Annotated in this window: 30 protein-coding genes; 14 read left to right on the top strand and 16 right to left on the bottom strand. The window is 47.2% G+C overall.

The annotated features are described in order from the left end of the window. Positions 1-101: 101 nt before the first annotated feature. Positions 102-602 (top strand): TatD family hydrolase, encoded by a 501-nt coding sequence (locus MTBMA_RS02040; RefSeq protein WP_013295240.1) that lies wholly within the window; start codon positions 102-104, stop codon positions 600-602. Beyond that, positions 592-813 carry a hypothetical protein gene (locus MTBMA_RS09175; protein ID WP_238523394.1) on the top strand — a complete coding sequence of 74 codons (222 nt, stop codon included), beginning with the start codon at positions 592-594 and terminating at the stop codon, positions 811-813. Before MTBMA_RS02040 ends, MTBMA_RS09175 begins: the two co-directional genes overlap by 11 nt. Here MTBMA_RS09175 and MTBMA_RS02035 read toward each other — a convergent pair. The 5 genes from MTBMA_RS02035 to MTBMA_RS02015 all read right to left on the bottom strand — a co-directional run bounded on the left by MTBMA_RS02035 (position 810) and on the right by MTBMA_RS02015 (position 5,035). Beyond that, on the bottom strand, positions 810-1,643 hold the full coding sequence (locus MTBMA_RS02035) for a carbohydrate kinase family protein (protein WP_013295238.1): 834 nt from the start codon (positions 1,641-1,643) through the stop codon (positions 810-812). The two genes, MTBMA_RS09175 and MTBMA_RS02035, sit on opposite strands and share 4 nt — an antisense overlap. 22 nt (positions 1,644-1,665) lie before the next feature. Further along, positions 1,666-2,445 carry a septum site-determining protein MinD gene (gene minD / locus MTBMA_RS02030; protein WP_013295237.1) on the bottom strand — a complete coding sequence of 260 codons (780 nt, stop codon included), beginning with the start codon at positions 2,443-2,445 and terminating at the stop codon, positions 1,666-1,668. A 72-nt stretch (positions 2,446-2,517) separates the two neighbouring features. Further along, entirely contained in the window at positions 2,518-3,615 is a 1,098-nt protein-coding gene (locus tag MTBMA_RS02025) for a DUF2226 domain-containing protein (protein WP_013295236.1), read from the bottom strand. Positions 3,616-3,622: 7 nt separating this feature from the next. Then, the gene (locus MTBMA_RS02020; RefSeq protein WP_013295235.1) at positions 3,623-3,982 is read right to left on the bottom strand and encodes a cell division protein SepF; all 360 of its coding nucleotides are present in this window, start codon (positions 3,980-3,982) and stop codon (positions 3,623-3,625) included. Continuing rightward, positions 3,983-5,035, bottom strand: a complete 1,053-nt coding sequence (locus MTBMA_RS02015) for a DUF1611 domain-containing protein (protein WP_013295234.1) — start codon at positions 5,033-5,035, stop codon at positions 3,983-3,985. It lies immediately after the preceding gene. 128 nt (positions 5,036-5,163) lie between these two features. On the opposite strand from MTBMA_RS02015, the gene MTBMA_RS02010 reads away from it, so the two are divergent. From MTBMA_RS02010 to MTBMA_RS02000, 3 genes are all read left to right on the top strand, one after another. Further along, positions 5,164-5,511, top strand: coding sequence for a roadblock/LC7 domain-containing protein (locus tag MTBMA_RS02010; protein WP_010877438.1), 348 nt, complete (start codon positions 5,164-5,166; stop codon positions 5,509-5,511). Between the two features lie 28 nt (positions 5,512-5,539). Beyond that, positions 5,540-6,499 carry a 3H domain-containing protein gene (locus MTBMA_RS02005; RefSeq protein ID WP_013295233.1) on the top strand — a complete coding sequence of 320 codons (960 nt, stop codon included), beginning with the start codon at positions 5,540-5,542 and terminating at the stop codon, positions 6,497-6,499. Positions 6,500-6,604: 105 nt separating this feature from the next. Then, positions 6,605-7,195 carry a ZPR1 zinc finger domain-containing protein gene (locus tag MTBMA_RS02000; RefSeq protein ID WP_013295232.1) on the top strand — a complete coding sequence of 197 codons (591 nt, stop codon included), beginning with the start codon at positions 6,605-6,607 and terminating at the stop codon, positions 7,193-7,195. Here MTBMA_RS02000 and MTBMA_RS01995 read toward each other — a convergent pair. Continuing rightward, entirely contained in the window at positions 7,192-7,581 is a 390-nt protein-coding gene (locus MTBMA_RS01995) for a hypothetical protein (RefSeq protein WP_013295231.1), read from the bottom strand. The genes MTBMA_RS02000 and MTBMA_RS01995 overlap by 4 nt on opposite strands. A 140-nt stretch (positions 7,582-7,721) precedes the next feature. Further along, a complete protein-coding gene (nadC, locus tag MTBMA_RS01990) occupies positions 7,722-8,561 on the bottom strand; it encodes a carboxylating nicotinate-nucleotide diphosphorylase (protein ID WP_013295230.1) in 840 nt (279 codons plus the stop codon). Between the two features lie 101 nt (positions 8,562-8,662). Between nadC and rnz the strand changes: the two genes are divergently transcribed. The 5 genes from rnz (at position 8,663) to nadA (ending at position 13,182) form a co-directional block, all read left to right on the top strand. Beyond that, complete coding sequence (gene rnz, locus MTBMA_RS01985) at positions 8,663-9,583, top strand: ribonuclease Z (RefSeq protein ID WP_013295229.1); 921 nt, start codon at positions 8,663-8,665, stop codon at positions 9,581-9,583. Then, a complete protein-coding gene (locus tag MTBMA_RS01980; RefSeq protein WP_013295228.1) occupies positions 9,561-10,325 on the top strand; it encodes a mechanosensitive ion channel family protein in 765 nt (254 codons plus the stop codon). The genes rnz and MTBMA_RS01980 overlap by 23 nt, the downstream gene beginning before the upstream one ends. Further along, positions 10,322-10,930 carry a class E sortase gene (locus MTBMA_RS01975; RefSeq protein ID WP_013295227.1) on the top strand — a complete coding sequence of 203 codons (609 nt, stop codon included), beginning with the start codon at positions 10,322-10,324 and terminating at the stop codon, positions 10,928-10,930. The genes MTBMA_RS01980 and MTBMA_RS01975 overlap by 4 nt, the downstream gene beginning before the upstream one ends. Positions 10,931-11,064: 134 nt before the next feature. Continuing rightward, positions 11,065-12,126, top strand: a complete 1,062-nt coding sequence (locus MTBMA_RS01970) for a hypothetical protein (protein WP_013295226.1) — start codon at positions 11,065-11,067, stop codon at positions 12,124-12,126. Positions 12,127-12,264: 138 nt separating this feature from the next. Continuing rightward, positions 12,265-13,182 carry a quinolinate synthase gene (gene nadA / locus MTBMA_RS01965; RefSeq protein ID WP_013295225.1) on the top strand — a complete coding sequence of 306 codons (918 nt, stop codon included), beginning with the start codon at positions 12,265-12,267 and terminating at the stop codon, positions 13,180-13,182. Positions 13,183-13,226: 44 nt separating this feature from the next. Here nadA and MTBMA_RS01960 read toward each other — a convergent pair whose 3' ends face one another. Next, on the bottom strand, positions 13,227-14,327 hold the full coding sequence (locus MTBMA_RS01960) for a DUF362 domain-containing protein (RefSeq protein ID WP_013295224.1): 1,101 nt from the start codon (positions 14,325-14,327) through the stop codon (positions 13,227-13,229). A 106-nt stretch (positions 14,328-14,433) separates the two neighbouring features. Here MTBMA_RS01960 and MTBMA_RS01955 point away from each other — a divergent pair, with 106 nt between their 5' ends. Next, positions 14,434-14,841 (top strand): ferritin-like domain-containing protein, encoded by a 408-nt coding sequence (locus MTBMA_RS01955; protein WP_013295223.1) that lies wholly within the window; start codon positions 14,434-14,436, stop codon positions 14,839-14,841. Positions 14,842-14,972: 131 nt separating this feature from the next. On the opposite strand, the gene MTBMA_RS01950 is transcribed toward MTBMA_RS01955, so the two are convergent. The 5 genes from MTBMA_RS01950 to MTBMA_RS01930 form a co-directional block, all read right to left on the bottom strand. Next, positions 14,973-15,413 carry an HIT family protein gene (locus MTBMA_RS01950; RefSeq protein WP_148215531.1) on the bottom strand — a complete coding sequence of 147 codons (441 nt, stop codon included), beginning with the start codon at positions 15,411-15,413 and terminating at the stop codon, positions 14,973-14,975. Continuing rightward, the gene (locus MTBMA_RS01945) at positions 15,403-15,672 is read right to left on the bottom strand and encodes a hypothetical protein (RefSeq protein WP_148215530.1); all 270 of its coding nucleotides are present in this window, start codon (positions 15,670-15,672) and stop codon (positions 15,403-15,405) included. Before MTBMA_RS01945 ends, MTBMA_RS01950 begins: the two co-directional genes overlap by 11 nt. A 66-nt stretch (positions 15,673-15,738) precedes the next feature. Further along, positions 15,739-16,011 (bottom strand): DUF5750 family protein, encoded by a 273-nt coding sequence (locus MTBMA_RS01940; RefSeq protein WP_238523411.1) that lies wholly within the window; start codon positions 16,009-16,011, stop codon positions 15,739-15,741. A 22-nt stretch (positions 16,012-16,033) separates the two neighbouring features. After that, a complete protein-coding gene (locus tag MTBMA_RS01935; RefSeq protein WP_013295219.1) occupies positions 16,034-16,996 on the bottom strand; it encodes an alpha/beta fold hydrolase in 963 nt (320 codons plus the stop codon). Between the two features lie 25 nt (positions 16,997-17,021). Then, complete coding sequence (locus MTBMA_RS01930; RefSeq protein WP_013295218.1) at positions 17,022-17,252, bottom strand: ferredoxin; 231 nt, start codon at positions 17,250-17,252, stop codon at positions 17,022-17,024. 63 nt (positions 17,253-17,315) lie between these two features. On the opposite strand from MTBMA_RS01930, the gene MTBMA_RS01925 reads away from it, so the two are divergent. Continuing rightward, positions 17,316-17,687: a hypothetical protein gene (locus tag MTBMA_RS01925; RefSeq protein ID WP_238523392.1), complete on the top strand. Its 372-nt coding sequence runs from the start codon at positions 17,316-17,318 to the stop codon at positions 17,685-17,687. A 38-nt stretch (positions 17,688-17,725) separates the two neighbouring features. Here the strand turns inward: MTBMA_RS01925 and MTBMA_RS01920 are convergent, their stop codons facing one another. Continuing rightward, positions 17,726-19,120, bottom strand: coding sequence for a M48 family metallopeptidase (locus tag MTBMA_RS01920; protein WP_013295216.1), 1,395 nt, complete (start codon positions 19,118-19,120; stop codon positions 17,726-17,728). 144 nt (positions 19,121-19,264) lie between these two features. Here MTBMA_RS01920 and nucS point away from each other — a divergent pair, with 144 nt between their 5' ends. Together nucS and MTBMA_RS01910 are read left to right on the top strand one after the other, a co-directional pair. Beyond that, positions 19,265-20,017 (top strand): endonuclease NucS, encoded by a 753-nt coding sequence (nucS, locus tag MTBMA_RS01915; RefSeq protein WP_013295215.1) that lies wholly within the window; start codon positions 19,265-19,267, stop codon positions 20,015-20,017. A 223-nt stretch (positions 20,018-20,240) separates the two neighbouring features. After that, complete coding sequence (locus tag MTBMA_RS01910) at positions 20,241-20,522, top strand: hypothetical protein (protein WP_148215528.1); 282 nt, start codon at positions 20,241-20,243, stop codon at positions 20,520-20,522. A gap of 108 nt (positions 20,523-20,630) precedes the next feature. On the opposite strand, the gene MTBMA_RS01905 is transcribed toward MTBMA_RS01910, so the two are convergent. Both MTBMA_RS01905 and MTBMA_RS01900 read right to left on the bottom strand, forming a co-directional pair. Further along, on the bottom strand, positions 20,631-21,740 hold the full coding sequence (locus MTBMA_RS01905) for a vWA domain-containing protein (protein WP_013295213.1): 1,110 nt from the start codon (positions 21,738-21,740) through the stop codon (positions 20,631-20,633). Positions 21,741-21,768: 28 nt separating this feature from the next. Then, positions 21,769-22,626 carry an AAA family ATPase gene (locus MTBMA_RS01900; protein ID WP_013295212.1) on the bottom strand — a complete coding sequence of 286 codons (858 nt, stop codon included), beginning with the start codon at positions 22,624-22,626 and terminating at the stop codon, positions 21,769-21,771. Positions 22,627-22,647 lie beyond the last annotated feature (21 nt).

Here is a 22,647-nt window from a genome sequence, read left to right as displayed (position 1 = left end):
TTTTATTGAGTAATTTACAGTTGTAGTGGTTTAAAGGAGGATTTGAACTGATAGATAGCCATATACATGCGGATACGAGACCCTTTGAAGATTTTGAGCTAATGGCTGTGAGTGGCATAGAGGGGGCCCTTACCTGTGCCCATGACCCCCTGGAGATGACATCATCGGATGTTGTCATGGCGCATTTCAGGAGACTACTAACAGTGGACCCTGAGAGGGCCGCCCGCAACGGGTTAAAAGTCTATACGGCCCTTGGAATACACCCCCGTGCAATACCCAGCGACCCTGAAAGGGTGATTGAAAAACTCCCAGATCTCCTCAAAAATCCGTCTGTGGTTGCTGTTGGTGAGGTGGGTCTTGACTCTGGTTCAGACATTGAAAAGGATGTCTTTAAATCCCAGCTAAAAGTGGCTGATGAGCTTGATTACCCTGTGATTGTCCACACCCCAAGGAGAGAAAAGGCCGATGTTACCCCCCAGATAATGGATGTAATCGACGGTACAATCGATGAGTCCATGGTGGTGGTTGAACATGTTAACATGGAGGTTCTCCCGGAGCTTGTGGAAACTGAATGCATGCTTGGGACTGACTGTGCCACCTGAAAAGCTCACGCCAGAAGAAGCCGTTGAAATTCTGCGTGAATATTGGACAGACAGGTTTGTACTTAACAGTGACATGAGCTCAGCGCCATCTGATCCCCTTTCAGTTCCAAGAACGGTTCAGAGAATGAAGATGGAGGGTTTCAGCCGCAGTGACATAAGGCGGGTTTCTGATGGAAACATAAGGGATCTCCTTAAAATCAGCCCAATCTAAAATGCGCCAATCCTTGAAATCACCCTGCGTGCCACCCTGTGACCGTTTCTCAGGCACTCAGCTGGCTCTGAACCTCTAAGCCACATTGACATAAAACCCGCTGCAAAGGCGTCCCCTGCCCCAGTGGTATCCAGCGCATCCTCAGCCTCAATTTCCAGGGTCTCTGAGTGGTCCTCTGAAAAGAAGGATGCCCCTCTGGGTCCATGGGTCACAACAACGTTCCCGACCCCGGCCTCAAGAAGTCTTTCAATCCCTGACCTCCCGGAGCCGGTTAGCATCTCAAGCTCATCATCATTAAGGAATATTATGCTGGTTCTCTCAAGAACACCTGAAAGCCTTTCAATGCCATATGATGCCAGGAGTGTGCCTGGGCTGAAGGAGACGTTCCTGATACCTGAAACCGCACTGGCAACCTCAAGGTAGCAGCCGCTGAGATGAACTGCATCTGCAGCCATTATATATTCTGATTCTGCCTCACCAATCTTTAGACTGGCGTTTGCACCCATGTAGGAGTAAATGGACCTCCTTCCAGTATCATCCACTGATATGAAGGCCATACCAGTTTTTTCACCCTGCCTTGATATGAAGGATGTATCAACTCCCCTGAATTCCAGAAGGGATGTTATCATGTCCCCGTAAACATCCCTGCCCACCGATGACACAACCCCGGCCTTAAATCCAAGGTGGGAGATCCAGACGGCAAAGTTGAACGCGGACCCCCCTGGAATGACATTTAAATCTTCTATGTTCATCTCAGAGTCTGGTTCAACGAATCTTGGCACCCGAAAAATAAAATCCATGTTGCAGGTTCCAACACTGACAACACTCATCAAAATAAATCACCGGGGGTGATCACCTTCGCCCCATCAAACCGCTTATGAGTTTGGCGATAACACCCTGCTTGTCTGGTTCTATTGGCTGATAGTCCTCACCGATGAGGTCCGCTGCAAGTTTCATCAGGGAATTGCTTGCAGGTGACTTTGGATTCTTAATGACTATGGGCTCACCAAAGGCTGCTGCCCTGCTCACCTCGGGATCATCAGGTATCACCGCAATAACAGGAACCTCAAGTATTGTCTCAACCTCCTCAACACTCAGGAAGGTTTTATCGTACTGCTCACGGTTTATGACAACACCTATTATGTTGATGCCAAGTTTACTTGCGACGATCTTTGTTTTGAGGGCGTCACTTATTGATGGCACCTCGGGTGTTGTGACAAGCAGAAGTTCATCTGCAGCTGCAAGTGCGGCAACAGCGTCCTTCTCAAGACCTGCAGGAGCATCTATAAGGAGTATATCAGTATCCTCTATGAGGTATGCAAGGGCATCCTCAAGGCGGTCAAGTTTAACGTTTCTGAGCCCCTCAAGTGATATACCGGCAGGTACCACCCTCACGCCATTGGGACCCTCATAAACCGCGTCCTCAATTGAAGCGTTACCTGCGAGAACATCATGAAGTGTGACGGATTTTCCCTCCATCCCCAGGATGAGTTCAAGGTTTGCCATTGCTATATCAGCGTCAAGCACAACAACCCTTTCACCGTAGGTTGAGAGGGCAACACCCAGGTTAGCAGTGATGGTTGTCTTCCCCACACCTCCCTTACCTGATGCGACTGTAATCACTCTTGTCATTCCAATACCTCCACATAGATAATAACAGTCATCCTAATATAAATATTGATGTCCAGTACAGCAAAAAGCAGATCACCGAACCTCAATACTCACCTCAAAGTTATCCACTATCTCAGGAAAATCCCTGAATGTTTTCCTGAGTTCCATCTCAACAATATCCATTATATGAAACTTGAGGTTCTCCTCCTCCTTTGAATCCCCCATGATCCTTGAGAAGATACCCTTACCCTCATGTTCAACCATTATCTTGATCCTTCCACTAAGGTCATATGTGTTGTCAAGGAAAACGATCACCTCAGCACCCTTTATACGGGGTATTCCAAGTATAGACATTTTTATTTTATTCATAAGGGTCAGTTCAACCCTTTCAGGATCGATATCTGTGATCGCGCCACCCTTATATGTCTCAAGGACCTTTTCGACCTCCTCTTCACCTATATCCCTGAGGCCATATTTTTTCATGAGCTCGTCTCTGCTGAGTGGTTTGGAGTCAGTCACATCCATGGATTCTGAAGCTTCATTCTCAAGTTCCTCTTCCTTTTCAGTGTCAGCATCAGTCGATTCATTAGCGACGGGAACTTCAGGGGACTCTTCAGTCTTTAAAGTTTGGGGTTCCTGAGTAACTTCTCCTGTAACATCTACCTGAGGCTTTGATTGGGTTTCAGTTGATTCTGCATCTTCACCTTCCAGAGCACCTGTGAATTCAGTATCTTCAATGTCAGGGGAAGTATCAACGGCTATTTCAGACGTTTCGGGCGTCTCTTCATCTGTTATGGGCTGTCTGTAGCTTGCCTCCTTTGGATTGAAGTAGTCTTCCTCTTCCACCGTTTGAGGCTCGATTACCCTCTCATCTCTTTGCTCTATTATGTAGATCCTGTTTATATCCATGAGGTAATCCAGCTGTGATCTTTTAAGATCAAAGAGTTCTATGAGGGTATCTGTCTTATCTGCCACTTCCATTATCCTTTCAAGAGCTTCCTCCTTCATGAATCTGTCGTATGACGCTGCAACGTGTACCCCATCCCTGAATAGAATGTAGCCCTCATCGGACGCATGGGTAATCCTTATGAATCCATTGTATTCATCTGAGGCAAGTTTTTCAAGAAGTTCACTGAAATCTATCTCATCGCCGTAGGAAATCTTGGATGGTTTGGTTATCGGAAGCTCCATATGTCCACTACCCCTTTCTGATGAGTTTAATTTCCCGTGGAGTTATTATCACCACATTCTTCTCCTTATTGCAGAGGAGTATCGCCTCTGCACCATGATTCTCCCTGAGATCCTTTATGCGTTCCCCCACCGTCTTGAAATCCGATGGATTATCTCTCTGGATCTCGGTGAGATCAAGTATAACCGGATTCTTCTCATCGGTCACCTGAGAGAGGGCATCGTCCACATCCCCAATGGACTTTGCCTTCAGGAGAATGATCTCATAGAAGGAGTGCTCCGGCACTATTATGGTTTCCGTCTCCTCAGGTTCCTTAACTTCCTCATCAAGTCCCACGCTTTTCTTCAGCATTTCGAGAATGTCCCTCAACTAAATCTCCCCTATGTGCTCCATGATCACATCCATTAATCTTGAAGCCCCCCCATTCTTAACATCAACAACAGGAAGCCCAAACCGTGCTTCATACCTTTCCATTATTGATCTGTCATTCATGTTTCTTAAATTTAAGGAAATCCCTATAACCCTCGTTGGCTCGATTGCCTCTATGGCCCTTATCTCCTCCTTTACCCCCCTTGGTTTTCTGTAGGGATGGTTTGGCCTGTGACAGAGCACCGTAACGTCGGGCATCGCCCCTATAAGTATTGAGGCCGATAAACCCCTCGGGTGGGGGTTTTTCCTTTCAGTGAGGCTTGACTGGCCCTCTATGAATATTATATCCGGATCCTTCTCCTCCTCAAGGTACTTCACCGAACCCATAACAGCCGCTGCAACGTCCATAACAGAGAGGCTCCCTGCCCGGAAATTTATGTCAACCGGCTGTTCAAGTCCCATCTCATCGGTTGAGATAACTCCCGCCTCAAGACCCCTTTCCTTTGCCTCCTTTCCCAGAAGCCTTGTGGTTGTGCGTTTGCCGCACTCCTGTGAGGTGCCCCCAACAAATACCACAGGTGCCCTGTGCCTGTATTTTATCTTGGGGAGTACCTCTGTGCAGCGTGGGGGTGCAACCCCGAATATTTTCCTTACGTTGTCAAGGCGGGGGCTTATCTCCTTGATTGTTACATTCATCTGCTCTGCAAATTTTATGAGGGAAGTGTTATCTGCCAGTGGGAGTGATCTGAATGAGGTCACAACATTTTTACCCTCATTTATCGCCTGCACAGCATACTTGAGGGCGGTGCCCTCTGCACCTATGGGGAGCATTATTGCAACACTTCTTGCATCGGTCTCATCTATAAGCTTAAGGAGGCTTGATGATACCTTAAATCCGCAGAAGTCCTTTCCATGTTTTCTGGGGTCATCGTCAACAAATCCGACAGGTTCGACTCCCTCAAAATTTGCAAATTTTTCTCCTCCACCGCCACATCCAATGATTATAAACGGATTCAGCTCCCTCAGTTCCTCAACAGAAGATAATATGTGCAAATAATCACTCCTTTAATACTTGCTGGAATCAAATAGAAACTGTTAATTAGTTAGTCATACTCATTTAATTAATAAATGCTTAAAGCATATATATTTTGGGTAGAATACTCTGTTTATGGAGGCATAGTATGATAGCAAGAATACTTAAAGATTTAGGTAGGATCAATGGGGTAAATGGTTCCCTCGTTGTTGGTAAGGATGGTCTTGTAATCGAAAGTGAGGTTCCATCCGACATAGACGGGGAACTGGTCGCTGCAATGGCTTCAGCAGTTTTCGGTACTGCAGAAAGGTCCGCCGAGGAAATAAAGCATGAGCCCCTTGAACAGGTTATGATTGAGGGTACCCGGGGTAAGACCCTCATGATAGACGCCGGGGAGGGAATACTTGTACTGATAACCGACGTTGATATAAATCTTGGTCTTATCCGTATCGAGATGAGGAGAAGTGCCGAACGCGTTAAGGATCTCCTTACATAACCTCTATTTTAAATATGGGGCGTGAAAATTGAGAAAACCCTATGTGATACTTATAGGAAGTGCTTCAGGAATTGGAAAGTCCACCGTTGCATCGGAACTTGCCAGGGAGTTAAACATAAAGCACCTTATAGAAACAGATTTCATAAGGGAGATCGTAAGGGGCATAATAGGACCAGATTATGCTCCCGCGCTCCATAAGTCCTCATTTGATGCCTACACAACACTGAGGGACAAAGAGCGCTTCCGCAACAACAACATTGAGTCACTGATATGTGCGGGTTTTGAGGAACACGCCTCATTCGTTATTCCTGCAGTTGAGAAGGTTATTGAAAGGGCTGTTGCTGACTCTGATGATGTGACCATAGAGGGCGTCCACCTCCTTCCCGGCCTCCTGGACATTGAAAAATTTGAGGAAAACGCATCAATTCATTTTTTTGTCCTCTCTGCCGAGGAGAATGTCCATAAGGAACGCTTCGTTAAGAGGGCCATGGAGGTAAAGAGGGGTGGAAAACACCTTGAATACTTCCGTGAGAACCGTGTCATCCATGACTACCTTGTAAGAAAGGCAAGGGAGCATGACGTACCGGTGATCAACAACGACGACATAAAATGCACCATCAAAAGGATGCTGTCATTCATAAGGGAAAACTGCGCCGAGGTAACGCTTCAGCACCCTGTTGAACGCCTCGGTGAGGTTATAGACATCATCATTAAGAGACATGGCGGAAGAATCGTTGACGTATCATATCCAATACCTGGATTTTCACAGCCACTCAAACGTGAGGTCAACGTATACGATCCAGTTGAGGCTGAAAGGTTTCTCAAGCGGTTAAATGAAAGTCCAAAACGAAAAAGAGATCTTGAAAGGCTTTACACGCTTTCAGATAACATCCACAGCCACAGGATATGTGCACCGGATCCCGAAAGTCTTCAGGCAATACTGGATGAACTTGAGGAAAAGGGACTTATCTACCGGGAAGAGAACTGAACATCAGGACTTATCTACCAGGAAGAGAACTGAATATCACAGTGTAAATTTGATGATCCATTCACTTAATTTGCGTTCTGTAATCAGGAGTACAGGGGTGACAGATTGAACCAGCAGAATATGAAGATCGACTGCCCAGTCTGCAGTGGAGAGAAGTGTATGACCGCCATCAGTAGGGTTGAGAAGATCCCCTACTTCGGTGAGATAATGGAATCCGTACTCATCTGCAGCAGGTGTGGCTACAGAAGCACAGATATAATCTGCCTTGAGCAGAAGGAACCATCAAGGTACACAATCGAGGTGGGTGACAAAACACTCAACGCAAGGGTCGTTAAGTCCCAGTCAGCAACCATAAGGATACCTGAACTCGGACTCAAAGTTGAACCTGGCCCCAGGTCAACAGGTTACATCTCCAACATTGAGGGTGTTGTTGAGAGATTTGAAACCGCCGTTAAAACAGCCATCAACCTCTTTGAGGAGGATGAATCAAAGGAAAAGGCCTCAGAGATCCTTGAAATGCTCCGTGAAGTTCGCGGGGGAAAAAGGAATGTCACAGTTATAATTGAGGATCCATTCGGGCAGAGTTTTGTTGGCCACCCCAGTGCTGTGAGGGAAAAGCTCTCAGATGAAGAAATAAAGTCCCTCAAGACGGGATTTTTGGTTTTTGAGTCAGATAAGATTGATGAGGAGGATTAGTCCTCATCAACATCCCTTAGTTTGAGTGTGCGTTTTATATCCATACCCATTGCATCACAGTCGGCCTTTATTGCCTCAAGGTGTGCCAGGAGGCGTTCCTTTTCCTGATTTATCCTTTCAATGTTCTTGTAGGGATATATGCACTCCTTGAGCATCTCGTATTCCACTGTGGCATAGGGGTACTGGTTAAGCTGCTGGCATACCTTCTCAAGGATTTCTCCGAGGAACTTATTCATCTCAACCTTGACCCTTTCACGTATCATCTTGTCACTGTCAAGGTGCTGTTTCATGAGCCTGACAACCTCTGCCTTGGCAAAGGGTAATTCCTCGGTTTCCTCTTCAGCTTCCATATCAGCATTGTTATTCTGAATCTCTTCATTCTCCATAGGTTTCTACCTCCATGTGACTATATCAGGCTCAAGGTATATAAATGTATTCCATATAATCAAAGAAACACCGAATATAACAATAGAAAATATAGGCCCTCTTTAATTAAATTAAGTGTTCTGATTACCAGAATTAAAGGTCATTTCAGTTCCCTTATCTCAAGGCTGAGGTCAACTGGATGGGCGGATGTGGTTATAAACCCCATTGATATCACATCAACTCCAGTGGAAGCATATTTATCTACATTTTCAGGTTTTATACCCCCTGATGCCTCAACAATCACCCTGTCCCGGAGTCCGGCACTTTCAAGTTCTTCCAGTGCTTTCCTGACGTCCACGGGGTTCATATTATCAAGCAGGATGATGTCGGCCCCTGCATCTGCTGCAAGTACAGCGTCACCTGGCCTTTCAACCTCAACCTCAACCTTCTTTGTGAAACTCACATGTTCCTTAACCCGCCTCACCGCGTCCCCCACACTTCCAGCGATTGCTATGTGGTTGTCCTTGATCATTGCACAGTCATCAAGCCTGAAGCGATGGGTGTCCCCACCACCAACTTTAACTGCCTGCTTTTCAAACCACTGCAGTCCAGGAGTTGTCTTCCTGGTGGCGGCTATCCTCACATCAGGGTTCACTGCCCTCACCCGCTCCAGCATGCTTCGTGTGAGGGTGGCTATGCCACTCATTCTCATCATGAGGTTCAGCATTGTCCTCTCGATCTTCAGGATATCTGAAGCTTCCCCCTCAAGGATTATAACCCTTTCACCGGCTTTAACCGGATCACCATCCATTTTCAGCCTTTCTATTTCGATTCCAAATTCCGCGGCTATGAGCCATGCCACATCCACACCTGCAATTATGCCCTCCTCTCCGGCTATGACATCCGCCACTGCCACTGTGCCCCTTTCAACAATTGCCTCGGTTGTTATATCCTCAAACCCCACGTCTGCCCTGATCATTTCCCTGAGAATGTCAATCATGAAGATCCCCTAAATTAATATAAAGGGAAGAATTATAAATTTTATGTCCATAAAGCAAAATCTCCAGCAGATATCCTCCAAGAACCTGAAAGAGTGATATGATGGAAGTTACATTTCTGGGTACATCATCAGCTGTCCCCTCAAAGAACAGGAACCACACATCAATAGCACTTCGAATCCCCGGTGAGGTATTCCTGTTTGACTGTGGTGAGGGAACTCAGAGACAGATGGCCATTGCAGGCATCAGCCCCATGAAGGTTACAAGGATGTTCATAACACATCTACACGGGGACCATATTCTTGGAATACCTGGAATGATACAGTCAATGGGCTTCAGGGGGCGCCAGGAGCCCCTTGAGATATATGGGCCCCCAGGAATCCATGAACTCCACGAATCCATCATGAAGCTGGGCTACTTCACGCTCGATTTTGATATCCATGTGCATGAGGTTAAGGGCGGCACAGTCCTTGAGGAGGAAGACTACCGTATTACCTCGGCACCCGCCTCCCATTCAGTATTCAACCTCGCCTACTGTTTTGAGGAGAAGAAGAGGCCGAGGTTCCTCAGGGAGAAGGCCATTGAACTCGGACTCAAACCGGGCCCTGCCTTTGGAAAGCTGCACAGGGGCATACCCGTGAGGGTTGGTGACAGAATCATAAAACCAGAGGAGGTCCTTGGAAGCCCACGACGTGGGGTAAAGATATGCTACTCAGGGGATACCCGTCCCTGTGAGTCTGTTATAGATCTTGCCCGTGAAGCGGACCTTCTGATACATGAGTCAACCTTTGAGGCTGGAAGCGAGGATAAGGCAGCTGAAAGTGGGCATTCCACTGCAAGGGAAGCCGCGGAGGTTGCTGCATCTGCCTGCGTCAGGAGGCTGATACTCACACATCTCAGCACCAGATACAAACGGACCGAGGTTATTCTGAACGCCGCAAGGGAGGTTTTCCCTGAAACAGATGTGGCAGATGACCTCATGACCGTGGAGGTGAAGGCTGATGATTCCGGTTCCAGCGCCTGAAACCATCCTCATCATAATAGTCACGGTGATGGCCGCTGTTCTACTTGTTAAGTGGGCATCCTATTTCCTCAAGAGGTCCACCAGAAAATGGGACCTTGACCTTACACTCATACAGGTCCTCAATGACATAATAAAATACAGCATATACATCATAGCCCTTAGCATAGTCCTGAGGGAACTTGGAATAGACGTGACCGCCATAACCGTGAGCCTGGGTATAGCCGGTGTCTCGGTGGGTTTTGCATCCAGGGACATCATATCCAACTTCATCTCCGGGATGTTCATACTGGCTGATAAGAGTTTCAGGGTTGGTGACACCATTGAGGTTGCCGGGCAGAAGGGTAAGGTTAAAAGGGTGGGTTTCAGGACAACAACAATAAAAACCCCTGACGCCAAAATAGTAACAGTGCCCAACTCAACCTTCTCCAAAACAGCCTACGTCAACTACAGTGCAGAGGAAAGTAGGAGGGTTGAACTCAGGGTCAACCTTGACTACGACGTTGATATTGAAAAATTTGAATCTGAAGTTAAGGATGTTCTCATGGGGGTTCCAGGTATACTGAAGGACCCTGAGCCAGGGCTCATTGTCCTTGAATTTACAGATACAGGGATAAAGGCAAAGGTGACAGCCTGGATCCCAGATCCGCGAAAGGTAACAAAATACCGTTACGTGATTGCGTCTCATGTGAAAAAGGTCCTTGAAGGTTATTCTAAACAGGATCAAATGCAGGGTTTTGAATGAGAAAAAACAGCATCTACGCAGCCATCATATGCCTTTTCTTCGTATCGATTACCTCAGGCATTATTATAAAGGCCTTTGAGGATTACCAGACCCGGAAAAGGTCAAGGGTTCACCTTGAAAACTACAGGAATGCACCCAGAGACTTTTTTGACCCTGTCCCCTCAGGTCCAAACACAGTTGCAGGCTCACGCGGACCGGTAATTGGAAAGCTCATAATACCCTCAATAGGCGTCAGCTGCTGGATAAGGGAGGACACCGTGAATGCCTATGAATCGGTCTACCACTACCCTGAAAGTGTTATGCCAGGGTCTGCAGGCGACTGTGGGATCCTGGGGCATAGAACCACCTATTCAGGACCATTCAGGAGGATAGGTGCCCTCAGGAGGGGGGATATGGTTATAATAGAGGACCATCTCTCCTCAAGGCGCTACGTATATGTGGTGACATCCAACGGTGATGATATAAGATGGGACTATAAGGTCAATCCCGTGCGCTTCGCCCAGAATGGGGAGGCCAGGCTCATGCTCATAACGTGTTATCCTCCAGGCAAAAAGAAGGCTGCCTGGATAACACACTGCAAACTTGTGCGTAAAGAGAACATCTGAGTGGGGGTTTTAGAATACTTGAAGAGATAGTTGGTGAAATCCTGGAAGGTGAAGGTGTTGAGGAGGTAATCGTAACTGACAGTTCAGGCAGCATCCTCTACAGCAGGGGAGCCTCCAGCGGAAACCTTGGATCCATGGCCAGTGTAATGGCAGATGCTTCAGGTAAACTCCTCAAAAGGGCAGGGCAGGGAGACTACCAGTCTGCTGTTATTGAGTTTCCTGGCGGCAAGATGGTCCTGCTCAACGATGCCCTCCATCTCCTTGTGCTTGCTGATAAAAGGTCAAACCTTGGCAAGGTGATCCTCCTTGCAAGAAGGGTCATGGAGAGACTTTCAGACCCTGGAATACTCCAAGAACTGGAATATGTCAAGGAGGAATCATCAGCTGCATGGATTAAATCAACCATGGAGCCTGAAGCAGGTATCACCCCTCAATCCGAAGGTTCTGAAGCAAGTATCACTTCCGAATCTGCAGGTTCAGACGTCAGTGGGATCCCTAAGGGTGATGAAATCAATGTTACGATTGCAGAACAGAAACCTGAAGCCACTGTGCAGGAACAGGAACCTGTGCATGAGACCAGCGCCGATGTTTTGCGTGAACAGCGGGACGTACTCAAAAAACCTGAAATTAAAAAACCAGAGCCTCTTGAAGAGAAAATAGAAAAACCCGTGATGGAAGACAAAGTTAAAGCGTCCCTGCAGTCACAAGCCATCCCCGAGGTGAGACCACCACTATCCCTCCCGGAACTCAAATCCATTGATGTCCCAGCTGACCCCGAAACCCAAAAGGAAACAGCACTTCTCATCTATGAGCATATCCTCCTTGCGATGTCAATCGGGGCCAGTAAAATCATGGGTGTGGCCCCTGCAGGGGGTATGCTCCGCAAATCCCTTCCACACGACGAATGTCCAACCACCCTTGAGGGGGTTGGTGTCCTGAGCAATGCATCAGTTGACTTCAAAAAATTGAGGGAAAACATCTCAGCTGCAGGATACAGCCTTGAGGAAATAAAGAGGGACATGGAAATAATAATCACATCAATAACAGAGAATTACGGGCGTGTTATGGGATATGGTGCATTCAGGGGCATGATAAGGCCAGAGTTTACAGCCATCTACAGGGCCTACAGGGATGCCATGGATGAACTTGGGATAACAGAAACCATCCACCCTGAGTTAAGGCAGATCTGGGATTAACGGACCCCAAAGTTCCAGAATAAAGGATGATTTCACTCAGGGTGCCTGTTTTATGGAAATATTTATAAAACATTAATCCCTATAGATAGATTGCCTTAATTCTTGATTCTATCATATAATTTTTCAGTAGGGACGCTTATGTTAAATCAGCTGCAAAGGGATATTCTGAACTTGAAGAAGGAGAAAAATGCTATCATACTTGCCCATAACTACCAGAAAAAGGAGATACAGGAAATTGCAGACTTTAAAGGGGACTCACTTGAACTCTGCATGAAGGCAAGTGAAATACATGATAGGGATATTGTTGTTTTCTGTGGCGTGGACTTCATGGCCGAGACAGCCTACATCCTCAACCCTGATAAGAAGATCCTGATACCCGACAGGGGTGCGGAGTGTCCCATGGCACACATGCTAAGTGCAGAGGACGTCAGGAAGGCCAGGAAAAGATACCCTGACGCTGCAGTTGTTTTATACGTTAACACCCTTGCAGAGGCAAAGGCAGAGGCAGATATTCTCTGCACATCTGCAAATGCCGTTAAGATTGTTGAAAGTCTGGAGGAGGACCTCATACTCTTTGGTCCAGACAGAAACCTTGCATGGTATGTTCAGCAGCACACCGACAAGAGGATAATCCCTATCCCAGAGAACGGCTACTGCTACGTCCATAAGATGTTCACTGTCGCCGATGTTGCTGCAAAGAGGGATGAGTACCCCGACGCTGAACTACTCATACACCCTGAATGTAACCCTGAAGTTCAGGAACTGGCGGACCACATCCTGAGCACCGGGGGAATGCTGCGGAGGGTCCTGGAGTCAGATAGAAAGCGCTTCATAATAGGTACAGAGGTTGACATGACAGCCCGTCTTGACCTTGAATCAGATAAGGAAACAATTCCCCTCCTCGCAGAGGCCATATGTGAAAACATGAAGCTGCACACCCTTGAGAAGGTTAAAAATTCACTGATCAATGAGGAATTCACTGTAACGGTTCCTGATGATGTGGCTGAAAGGGCCAGGAGGGCTGTTGAGAGGATGATAGAGGTGTCCCGTCAGTAACACCCAAACTTCACTCCTTATTCAGTCCCCTCCCTGTGCACTTATTATGGTATTTCAATCAGCCTGTAATCACGCACCCCTATACCGAGTTTCTCTGCATATACCAGCTGGTGGGTTCCATCAACGTCACCCCACACACCCCTGAACTTATCCCCACCGGTCTCATGGTTTTCCTCGAGCATTGACCCTCTGATTCCCTCCTCCTGATTCACAAGGTGGTAACTTGCTGTGTCCACTGCAACTGGATCCTCTGATGCCAGCACCCCTATGTCGGGAACTATGTTTCTGTCACTCCAGGGTACACAGTCACAGTCAGGGGTTATATCCATGAGGAAGTTCAGGTAGAATATCCTGTCAATGGTGGATGTTACCCCGAGGGCGTATTCCATCATCCGTTCAATGAACTCTGGTATGTCCCTCTCCCAGTCAAGGTCAAATACGCCCCGGGGGCAGGTGTCAAGGCAGTTCATGCAGGCAATGCACCTATCGTATTCTATCATGACGCCATCATGGAGGGTCATGGCATCCACGGGACATTCAGAGACGCACTCCCCGCATTCAGTGCATTCACCCCTCACCACAGGTTTTGCGCATTCGTGCTGTTCAATCTTTCCCTGGATGGTGGCGCATCCCATGGCAAGGTTCTTGAGGGCCCCTCCAAAGCCGCTCATCCCGTGACCCTTGAAGTGTGATATGACAACCATTGCTGATGCCGCGGCAATGTCACCCGCGATTTTAACCTCACTGAAGTGCCTTCCCTTCACAGGCACAGTTACCTCATTGTTTCCATGAAGCCCATCTGCAATTATAAGGGGTGCCCCGGCAACAGAATAGTCAAAGCCATTGAGTATGGCTGTTTCAATGTGATCAACCGAATTGTGCCTTGAACCATAGTAGAGGGTGTTGGTATCTGTGAGGAAAGGGGATGCCCCGCTCTCTCTTATCCTTTCAACTACGTGGCGCACCAGAACAGGGCTCACATAGGAGTCGTTGCCCCGTTCACCAAAATGCACCTTAACAGCCACAATGTCCTCCCCGGAGAAGGGTTCGCCAAAGGCCGCGTCAAATATCCTCTGTATCTTCATGCCCCTGTTCTCGTTCCTGGACCTTGCCCTGAAATCTGAAAAATAAACCTCCGCTGGCATCCAATCACCAATACTCTATTTATTCCAGAGGGTATATGGGCTTTTTCTCACGGTGAGAACCACTTATATATCCAGAGGGACAGATATTACGTTGAGGTGGATTTTTATGGACACTGAAAAGATAATAGAACTCCTGAATATCGACTTCCGCCATGAACTTGAGGCGACCATGATGTACACCTACAACGCATTTGTTATAGAGGACTGTGACCTCAGCAGGCTAACTGAAGGAATCGCGGCAGATGAGATGAGGCACATGTGGTGGCTCGCTGACCTCATAACAAAGAGAGGCGGCAGACCCTCAATGGAGATCGGCACAGTGGAGTACCTTGGTGAAGATATAATTGAGGGCCTTGAAAGGCAGATCCAGAAGGAAACAGAGGGTATTGAAGAGTACGAGAGGCAGATAGAGATAATTGACGATGATGAAGTCACCGGGGTTTTAAGGCATATAATTGATGAGGAAAAGAGGCACCGTAAGGAGTTCAGGGAGCGGCTGGAGCGTCTTCGATAAAAGTCGGTATGTTTACTCCACGCAGATCAAAAAATAAATTCTTTTAATCTTAAACATTTATCCAAGGCATTATTTCAAGTCATGATCCAGCTTCTCTACCCAGGCTTTCTGTATCCATTCACGCAATGATTCTACCTTTTTATCCAGGCCAGCATTTTATTCCTTATTTCCTGGAGAGTCTCCTCTGAGATATTCCTTGGGGGCCTTGGCCTCATGTAACCGAAGAAGGGGTCATCGAATACCTCCCCATTCACTACCACCTCATTTCTGTAGCGGGGGATGAAGTGCCAGTGCAGTTGTGGTGGAGAGGTGTTTTCACGGTAGAAAGAGTTAAGAAGGACGCCCCAGTTGAACATGGCAGCCCCAAATGCCTCTCTCACTGCATTTTCAAGTTCAGATATTATAAGGAGCATTTCATCCCATTCATCCTTCTTTAGGTTTCCAAGAAACTCCTCCCTCCTTTTGAGGACCACTACACATGTTCCAAGGTTGCTCTGATTTGGTGCGAGAAACACAACCCACCTCTTTCTCTCATAGAGGTATTTGCCGAACCCGTAGCCATCAAATTTCACCCCGAGGCCCCCCACTTATAAAGGAGAGAAGTTCCAGTGCTATGGACTCAGCCACATCCTCCACTGGTTCATCCTCCCATGGTTCAAGGATCCGAAATGACGCCTCAACGGTTATATTCCTGCCATCTGCACGAAAGGAGTAATCTCTGAATCTCCTTTCAAATTCATCCAGAATTTCTAATAGTCTGTGTCCTGGAATACGCAGTTCCAGGACAACCCTCCATTTATCACCGGATTTTTCAATTTTTTTAACTTCCACAGAAGGCTCCGAATGCATGTCCCCCCTATCTCCCATCTGAACCAGCGACTCAGGGTCTGAATGATTTCAGTCCTCAAGGACACTGGAGAGGAATACAGTCATCTCAATTTCCTCCCTTGCAATGAAGTCGTCCATGCGCACCTTTGCCTCCTCTGAGCCAAAGGGGAAGTACTCCGGCGCATAGAAAACTGTTATAAGAAGGTCTCCGTTATCCTCCTCTGTGTCCTCCTCAAGTCTCTCCATGAGTTTCCTTCTGACATCATCATCAATGTCTGATACCCTGTAGAGTACATAGTTCATGCATTTATCCTCACTGAAGCCAAAATCCTCAACCTTCACCTGCAAATAAACACCTTCCTTCTTATTCACTGTCACCTTTAATGAATGAAGCTATGAGTTCACCATATTTACCTATCTCATTCACTCCCAGATGTCCGCATTCAGAATCAAATAGAATCAACTCGGAGCCAGGTATGAGTTCAGCCATTGGGATAGTGTCAAGTTCCGGTGGGAAGTACTGGTCCTGGTTCACCCCGAATATGAGGGTCCTTGCCCTTATCCTGCTGAGCTTACCCTCCAGGTCATGGTTCATGGCGGCCCGGTTCCTCCAAAGCACATCATGGGGGTCCATGAGTTCCCCCTCTGACCCCATATCCCTCATCGCCGACTCCAGCTCGGGGTTTTCAAGGCCACTGTAGTATTCCCTTGAGAGTCCATAGAGGTACATGAGCATGGATGAAAGTAACAGTGCCCTTCTGGGTTTTCTGCCAGCGGCAAAGTCAGGGTCTGACTCAATGAGGTGGTTCATGTAACTGAAGAGTGCATAGTTAACTCCCCTTGTTCTCCAGGAGGTTACAAGGGGCATGAGGAACTCCATTTCATCAGGGTACTCTGCAGCCCACTGTAGCGCCTGAAATCCCCCCATTGATGTCCCTATGACTCCTCTGACCTTTTTTATGCCAAATTTCTCATTGAGAAACTGTCTCTGGAAGTTCACCATGTCGAGTACTGTGTAGGCGGGAAATTCATCTCCAAGTGATGTCGTGGATGGGGAAGCCGAACCCGGAGACCCCAGTGAGCTCATTGATATTATAAAGAACCCTTCAAGGGCTCTTCCAGGTGCTGTGAGGTCAGCTATCCTTTTAACTGAAGAAAAGTCCCCACTCCACCCATGTATATAGACTACAGCATTATCTATCCCACCCTCATCATTCAGGGAGGGTCTCCCTATGGTTTTGTATTCAACCCTTACATCTCTGAGTTTTTTCCCTGATTCAAATCTGAATTCAGCAAGATTGAAGTATGATGGTTTGCCTTCCTCCATTTTAATGCTCCTTAATCAACCAATACTATGTGATCTCCTCACCATCCCTGTAAAGCTTTATGCACATGACAGGACAGTTGGCTGCCGCCTTTTCGCTGCATGATGGGTCATCAAATTCCTTAACCTGAATGTCAGATATTTCAACACACACCAGGGATGAAACACCATCATCCGCGAATTCAAAGAGTTCCGGGCAGTTTTCAATACAGTTTCCGCATGATATACACATGGTCCTATCGAGTTCAATCCTGTACATGTTGTCACCCTGAGAATCAGAACTGTTTTATTGTATGGCGAAATTGATAAAAATAGTTAGTGATTGAATGGAGGGTTTCAGATTATCAGAAAGGGTGATGCAAGGGAAATGCAGGATAAACTCATAATCATCTACAAGGGCCTCCAGCAGAGGAGGTCATTTAAAAAATTCTTTGGGGAGGACCTTAAAAGAAATGATTTCCTTGACAGCCTCGCCAGTAAAAGGGGGATAGATGACCTCTTAAGGGAGGCCATAGTTGAACTTGCGGAGGCCACACGTGAGGACCATGATTACAGTGAAGATGAGTACAGGGACCTCTTTGATTACCTTGTAAACCGTGAACCCGTTGAATCCATATGCATGAGGTATGGTATCCGGGGCCCCGATGAGATAAAACTTGATGATGTTGCAGAGGTCCTCTCAAGGTTTGAATGAAATCAGATGCTGGAGTTTTCTGAGATAACCAGCATAACCTAAAAAAACTGCCTTATAGAGTCCCTGAATCCCCTTACCACATCAACCGCTGATCTGATGAGGGGACTTTTCACGTTCTCATAATCCCTCAGAGTTTCAAGCCGCTTTATCCTGAAGTATATGGGGGGGTGGGGGTCCCAGGCCGTCCACCCGGATATCCTCTGGGAGCCTGACTTCTCAAGTGCCAGTTTCTGGTAACCTATTTTCCTGAGGGCCCTCGCAAGGACCTCCGGTTTTCCTATAATCATTGCAGATAGGAGGTCAGCCCTTGCCTCAAAGAACTTGGCCACAAAGAATATTATACCCATTGCAATGATTATGTAGAGAAGCGGGGAAACCAGCACAACCGGCAGTAATACCGTGAGTCTCATTACGAACTCGGCAGACACTATGCTGAAGAGTATTATGGGGTCCCGCCCGACAAGGTGCCCCATCTCATGGCCTATAACCGCAAGCACCTCCTCGTCGGTTAACTGGACCAGGAGCCCCGTTGTTACAAGTACCAGTCCCCTGCTGGGGCTTGGACCCGTTGCAGCGGCGTTTGCTATCATGGTGTTGGAGAGAACAATCCTGGGTACCGGTATCCCGAATGCCCCGGCAGCGTCCTCAATTATTGAGTAAAGGTTAACGGTCCTTGACCTCTCATAGAGTGGATTGCACCTGAAGCCATACCTTTCAAGGACTCCCCTTGCATCCTCACATGTGGGGGGCCTCTTCTCTGCAAGGGAAAGCCTGTAAATTTCACGTTTGATTTTCAGGATCGCTTCATTACCCATCCTGTCTATGAAGAATTTGAATTCGTCTTCAGGGAGCTGGAACTGGATTATGTGCACGCTGGGGTTTTCTGGGGTTATAACCCATTCACCCATCCTGGCGTATATGCGGTCTGAGAGGAGTATTATACCGAGCTGCATGAGGAGGATCGCTATAACTGCATAGAATCCCAGGATGATGAATAGGATTATGTTGACACCAAAGAAGAGCACATAGACAAGGAGCATGCTGCTTCCGAATATGCCCTTTGATGCCATTCCCCTCCCCGTAGGGGGTCTTTCAGGGATTATATCCTCCCCCTCCACCCAGGCAAAGTACACGGTGTGCTGCCTCATCATATCCTCAAACGCCTGGATGGATGTGAATATGTCCTCATATATTGCCTCTGCCCATTCCCCGAGTTTCGCAGGGTATTCGAGGATCAGTTTGAGGTTTTCGCCGGCGATTATCTCACCATATATTATCCCCTCATCCCTCCATGCCCTGAAAACAAGTCTCAGACCATCTCTTCTTATTTCATCGAAGTCGCCGGGCATGAGATAGTAGCGCCGGATGAATTCAAGGAGATCCCCATAATATGCCGGTGCAAGCTCGGTTCCTATAACAAATTCCTTTATCATGGACAACCAACTTTCATTTCTCTTGTGGCACTGCCTCGCAGAGTATATATAACTTCAGCATTGATATTAAATCTTACATCCAGATGAACAGACAATTACACCTCTGTAAAGTCAGAACCGTGAAAAATTGGGCTGCTGATAAACATGAAGTGCAGGGTATCTGAAAATCCATCCAGAAGTGAAGCGTACCGGCTGCTAGAGGAGGGTATAAGGAAGCGCTCTCTTATAGTGATACTTGCCTGCTGCAGTGCATCCTATGAGGGGCGTGCCAGGAGCAGTCTTGGTGCCGGTGAGAGGCTCATCGTTATAAAACCAGATGGAACATTCATGGTCCACCAGGACCGGAAGGTGGACCCTGTTAACTGGCAGCCCCCCAGATCAAGGTGCAGGGTCTACATGAAGCAGAAAAGCCTCTTTCTTGAAAGTATCAGGAGGTCCCCTGAGGAGCGCCTTGAGGTTGAGCTCCATGAGGTACACCTCATCTCCTTCTACCTTCCAAGGGATATGCATGAGCTCACCGTATCTGGCCATGAAAGCGACATGGGGGACATGATAATAATGCACCCCCACCTCATCGAGCCTGGCTTCAGACCCGTTGCCCGGGAATATGCCACCAGTTCCGGTTTCATTGATATTCTGGGTAAGGATGAGAATGGTTCACTCATGATAATTGAACTTAAAAGCAGGAAGGCCGGTGTGAGTGCTGTTAAACAGCTCAGAAGATATGTGGATGAATTCAGGGATGACCAGGTGGGTGTGAGGGGTATTCTGGTGGCCCCATCAATAACCCATGATGCCCTGGAGATGCTGGAGGATGAGGGGCTGGAGTTCAGGGAGATCGAGCCCCCCAGGGAACTCAAATCAAACAGAGGGGTTACACTGGATAACTTCCTCTGAAAATCTCTGCATCCATTAAACTAACCCTATCAGCTGCTTAAAGTTCAGGTTTCATTATTAAATGTTTAAAATATTCATTGCCTCAACACCAATTTTGATGCAATGAAGATCATGGAAGTCTGGTTTTAAAATGAAACTGGATTTGAATACCATGCTCAAAGGCTCGGCAATATTAAATATTCTGAATCCCCATATTAAATACTATGACTCTAGGGGGGTTGAAATGATCGAAGTGGAAGGGATGATGAGCGAAGACAGTCCAGTAATGATAACCTTTGATGGTAAATTTCTTGAACTCTTTTTCAGGTCTGGCATGAAATTCAAACACGAAAAATATCCCATAAAGTGGATCAAAAAACTCGAAATAAAAGATGAAGGAAAATCCAGGACTTTAAATTACACCATGAATTTTTTAGCTCCTGTTGGCTTTTTCCCTTTTGAAAGTGGCGGTGAAAATCTCCAGGAACTTGTGGATGCAGTTAACAGAGCAACTGGCGCATTTTAAAAACTGGACAGCTGATACGTAAACAGCAGGTCACCCTTATCCTGAAGTAAGGTAAAAGGATAAAGGTTTAAGAGCATTTTTATATCCTCTTAAAAACAGTTATGTCCATCAAAGACCCTCTATAACCTCTGCCAGCTGCCTTAAGGTCCTGACCTCCTTCACAGCTGCACCGGCATCCCTGTAAATTGAAACACAGCTGTCAACAACGTCCCACTTCTTTTTTGGTTCGGGGTTCAGTATGAGGACCTTCCTTGCCTTCTCAGACATTTCAGCCACCAGTTCAGCGCTTTCAGGGATCCCATCCTTCCTTGGCCCTGCCCAGTCCCTGCAGTCTGAGAGGATCACTATACAGGACTTTCCTGTGAAATTAACATTTTCAAGAAAGTCGCTGAAGGCTGTGTACATGTTTGATGTCCCATGGAGCATGAGGTTCCTTATCCTGGACTCCCTGAGGTTCCTGAAGGCATCGTAGAGGTCATCCTCATCAAGTAGGTGGGTCGTTTCAATGACCCTGCTGTCGAAGTCAAAGAAACGTGACCGGTAGAACGTCTTCTGGGCCGCGTAGACTATGCAGAAGAACCAGTTGCTTATCCAGTCACAGGAACCGCTCACATCACTCAGGAATATGTGCTGGCTCTTTCTCTCCCTGGGCTCTGCCCTCATGAGCTCAATTATCGTGCCCCCGTGCTTCATGTTCCTCCTTATGCTCCTCCTTATATCGGGTCGCATCTTCTTTGAACGGCGGAGCCTCCTGGATCTTCTATTGGCAATTTTCATTCCCAGTCTGCGGCAGAGCTCAAATATCTCAGGGTCGAATGTGTTGAGGGTGGACATATCCCTGTCAAGGATCTGGCTCTCATCGGTTCTGGAGTCAAAGATATCCTGGATTTCAGGTTGAATTTCCGCTAAATCCTCAATATTGATGCCCTCAGTGACCTCACCGGGGGTCTGTTCCTCTGAAGACTTAATCCTCTCACCCTTCCCTGAACCGGATGATTCATCATTTTCTTCATCCAGAACCCCGAAAACTTCATTATAGGCGTCCATGAAAGCTTCAGAGTGCCTCATGTCCTTAACATAAACTGAAAAGAGGGCCTCCCTGAGCTCAGGTCTGTTTTTGAATATTTTATAGGCTGAAAATGCGTCTTTGGTGCTCCTTATACTTACAGGAAGTCCCTTATCCCTTAAAATATTCGAAAGAAGAATTATTTTCTCCATGAAACCTGTGCTCCAGTTTCACTGGTGGTTAACTCTCATCAAGGGATTCCACAAGTCCCCGGACCTTGCCCTCGTCTGCCCTGTTTTTTATAACGACACCCAGGGTCTCTTCAGCCGTTTCCCGGTCAATGTGTTCCTTTCCAAGGGCCATGAGGGTTCGGAGCCAGTCCACCGTTGCCCTTATTGAGGGCTTCTTTATGACACCCAGTTCCCTTATCCTGTTTATGAACATGACGGTCTCCTGAACAAGAGCGGCAGGTGCAGAGGGGACATGTGCCCTCACAATCTCCATTTCACGTTCAGGGTCAGGGTAGTCGATGTGTATGTAGAGGCACCTGTCTCTTGTCTCATCCAGTAGGTTTCGCTGGGAGTTGGATGTGAGGAAGACCAGTATATCATTTCTAAGGTCAAAGGTTCCAAGGTCATTGACTGTTATCTGTTTTTCTCCAAGTGCCTGAAGCAGGAAACTCTCAACCTCCTCGTCGGCCTTATCTATTTCATCTATGAGGAGGAGTGAGGGTTTCTCATTGATGAATGCTGACAGGAGGGGTCTCTTTATGAAGTACTCCTCGCTGAAGACGTCCTCTGGGGATCCACTGATCCGGGACCTTTCAAGGCTCAGAAGCTGCTTCTGGTAGTTCCATTCCCCGACTATCTGTTCGAATGTTATGCCCTCATAGCACTGTATCCTGAAGAATTCCCTTCCCAGGGCCTCGGCTGCCTTTCTGGCCAGCATTGTCTTTCCTGTGCCTGGGGGGCCCTCCACAAGGATGGGCTTTCCAAGTTCCAGCGCCAGGAAGAGTGTTATCAGGATCTCCCTGTCTGGTACGTAGCCCACCCCCCTCAGTGATGAGTCAATTTCATCCAGTTTTTCTGACGGTTTCATCTTACCACGGATAACCTATGG

Origin of the sequence: Methanothermobacter marburgensis str. Marburg (assembly GCF_000145295.1) — an archaeon.
Taxonomy (GTDB): Archaea; Methanobacteriota; Methanobacteria; order Methanobacteriales; family Methanothermobacteraceae; genus Methanothermobacter; species Methanothermobacter marburgensis.
Note: the sequence above shows the minus strand (reverse complement) of the source record. Positions and strands in the feature narration are given on the sequence as shown.

Excerpts from the sequence above, each read along its gene's own strand:
- MTBMA_RS01910 (WP_148215528.1), top strand. The coding sequence starts at position 20,241 with ATGATCGAAGTGGAAGGGATGATGAGCGAAGACAGTCCAGTAATGATA.
- MTBMA_RS01935 (WP_013295219.1), bottom strand. The coding sequence starts at position 16,996 with ATGGAGGAAGGCAAACCATCATACTTCAATCTTGCTGAATTCAGATTT.
- MTBMA_RS01970 (WP_013295226.1), top strand. The coding sequence starts at position 11,065 with ATGGCCAGTGTAATGGCAGATGCTTCAGGTAAACTCCTCAAAAGGGCA.
- MTBMA_RS02035 (WP_013295238.1), bottom strand. The coding sequence starts at position 1,643 with ATGAGTGTTGTCAGTGTTGGAACCTGCAACATGGATTTTATTTTTCGG.
- rnz (WP_013295229.1), top strand. The coding sequence starts at position 8,663 with ATGGAAGTTACATTTCTGGGTACATCATCAGCTGTCCCCTCAAAGAAC.
- MTBMA_RS01905 (WP_013295213.1), bottom strand. The coding sequence starts at position 21,740 with ATGGAGAAAATAATTCTTCTTTCGAATATTTTAAGGGATAAGGGACTT.
- MTBMA_RS01960 (WP_013295224.1), bottom strand. The coding sequence starts at position 14,327 with ATGCCAGCGGAGGTTTATTTTTCAGATTTCAGGGCAAGGTCCAGGAAC.
- nadA (WP_013295225.1), top strand. The coding sequence starts at position 12,265 with ATGTTAAATCAGCTGCAAAGGGATATTCTGAACTTGAAGAAGGAGAAA.
- MTBMA_RS02040 (WP_013295240.1), top strand. The coding sequence starts at position 102 with ATGGCTGTGAGTGGCATAGAGGGGGCCCTTACCTGTGCCCATGACCCC.
- nucS (WP_013295215.1), top strand. The coding sequence starts at position 19,265 with ATGAAGTGCAGGGTATCTGAAAATCCATCCAGAAGTGAAGCGTACCGG.
- MTBMA_RS01900 (WP_013295212.1), bottom strand. The coding sequence starts at position 22,626 with ATGAAACCGTCAGAAAAACTGGATGAAATTGACTCATCACTGAGGGGG.
- MTBMA_RS02010 (WP_010877438.1), top strand. The coding sequence starts at position 5,164 with ATGATAGCAAGAATACTTAAAGATTTAGGTAGGATCAATGGGGTAAAT.
- MTBMA_RS01920 (WP_013295216.1), bottom strand. The coding sequence starts at position 19,120 with ATGATAAAGGAATTTGTTATAGGAACCGAGCTTGCACCGGCATATTAT.
- nadC (WP_013295230.1), bottom strand. The coding sequence starts at position 8,561 with ATGATTGACATTCTCAGGGAAATGATCAGGGCAGACGTGGGGTTTGAG.
- MTBMA_RS01930 (WP_013295218.1), bottom strand. The coding sequence starts at position 17,252 with ATGTACAGGATTGAACTCGATAGGACCATGTGTATATCATGCGGAAAC.
- MTBMA_RS02025 (WP_013295236.1), bottom strand. The coding sequence starts at position 3,615 with ATGGAGCTTCCGATAACCAAACCATCCAAGATTTCCTACGGCGATGAG.
- MTBMA_RS01980 (WP_013295228.1), top strand. The coding sequence starts at position 9,561 with ATGATTCCGGTTCCAGCGCCTGAAACCATCCTCATCATAATAGTCACG.
- MTBMA_RS01975 (WP_013295227.1), top strand. The coding sequence starts at position 10,322 with ATGAGAAAAAACAGCATCTACGCAGCCATCATATGCCTTTTCTTCGTA.
- MTBMA_RS01995 (WP_013295231.1), bottom strand. The coding sequence starts at position 7,581 with ATGGAGAATGAAGAGATTCAGAATAACAATGCTGATATGGAAGCTGAA.
- minD (WP_013295237.1), bottom strand. The coding sequence starts at position 2,445 with ATGACAAGAGTGATTACAGTCGCATCAGGTAAGGGAGGTGTGGGGAAG.
- MTBMA_RS01955 (WP_013295223.1), top strand. The coding sequence starts at position 14,434 with ATGGACACTGAAAAGATAATAGAACTCCTGAATATCGACTTCCGCCAT.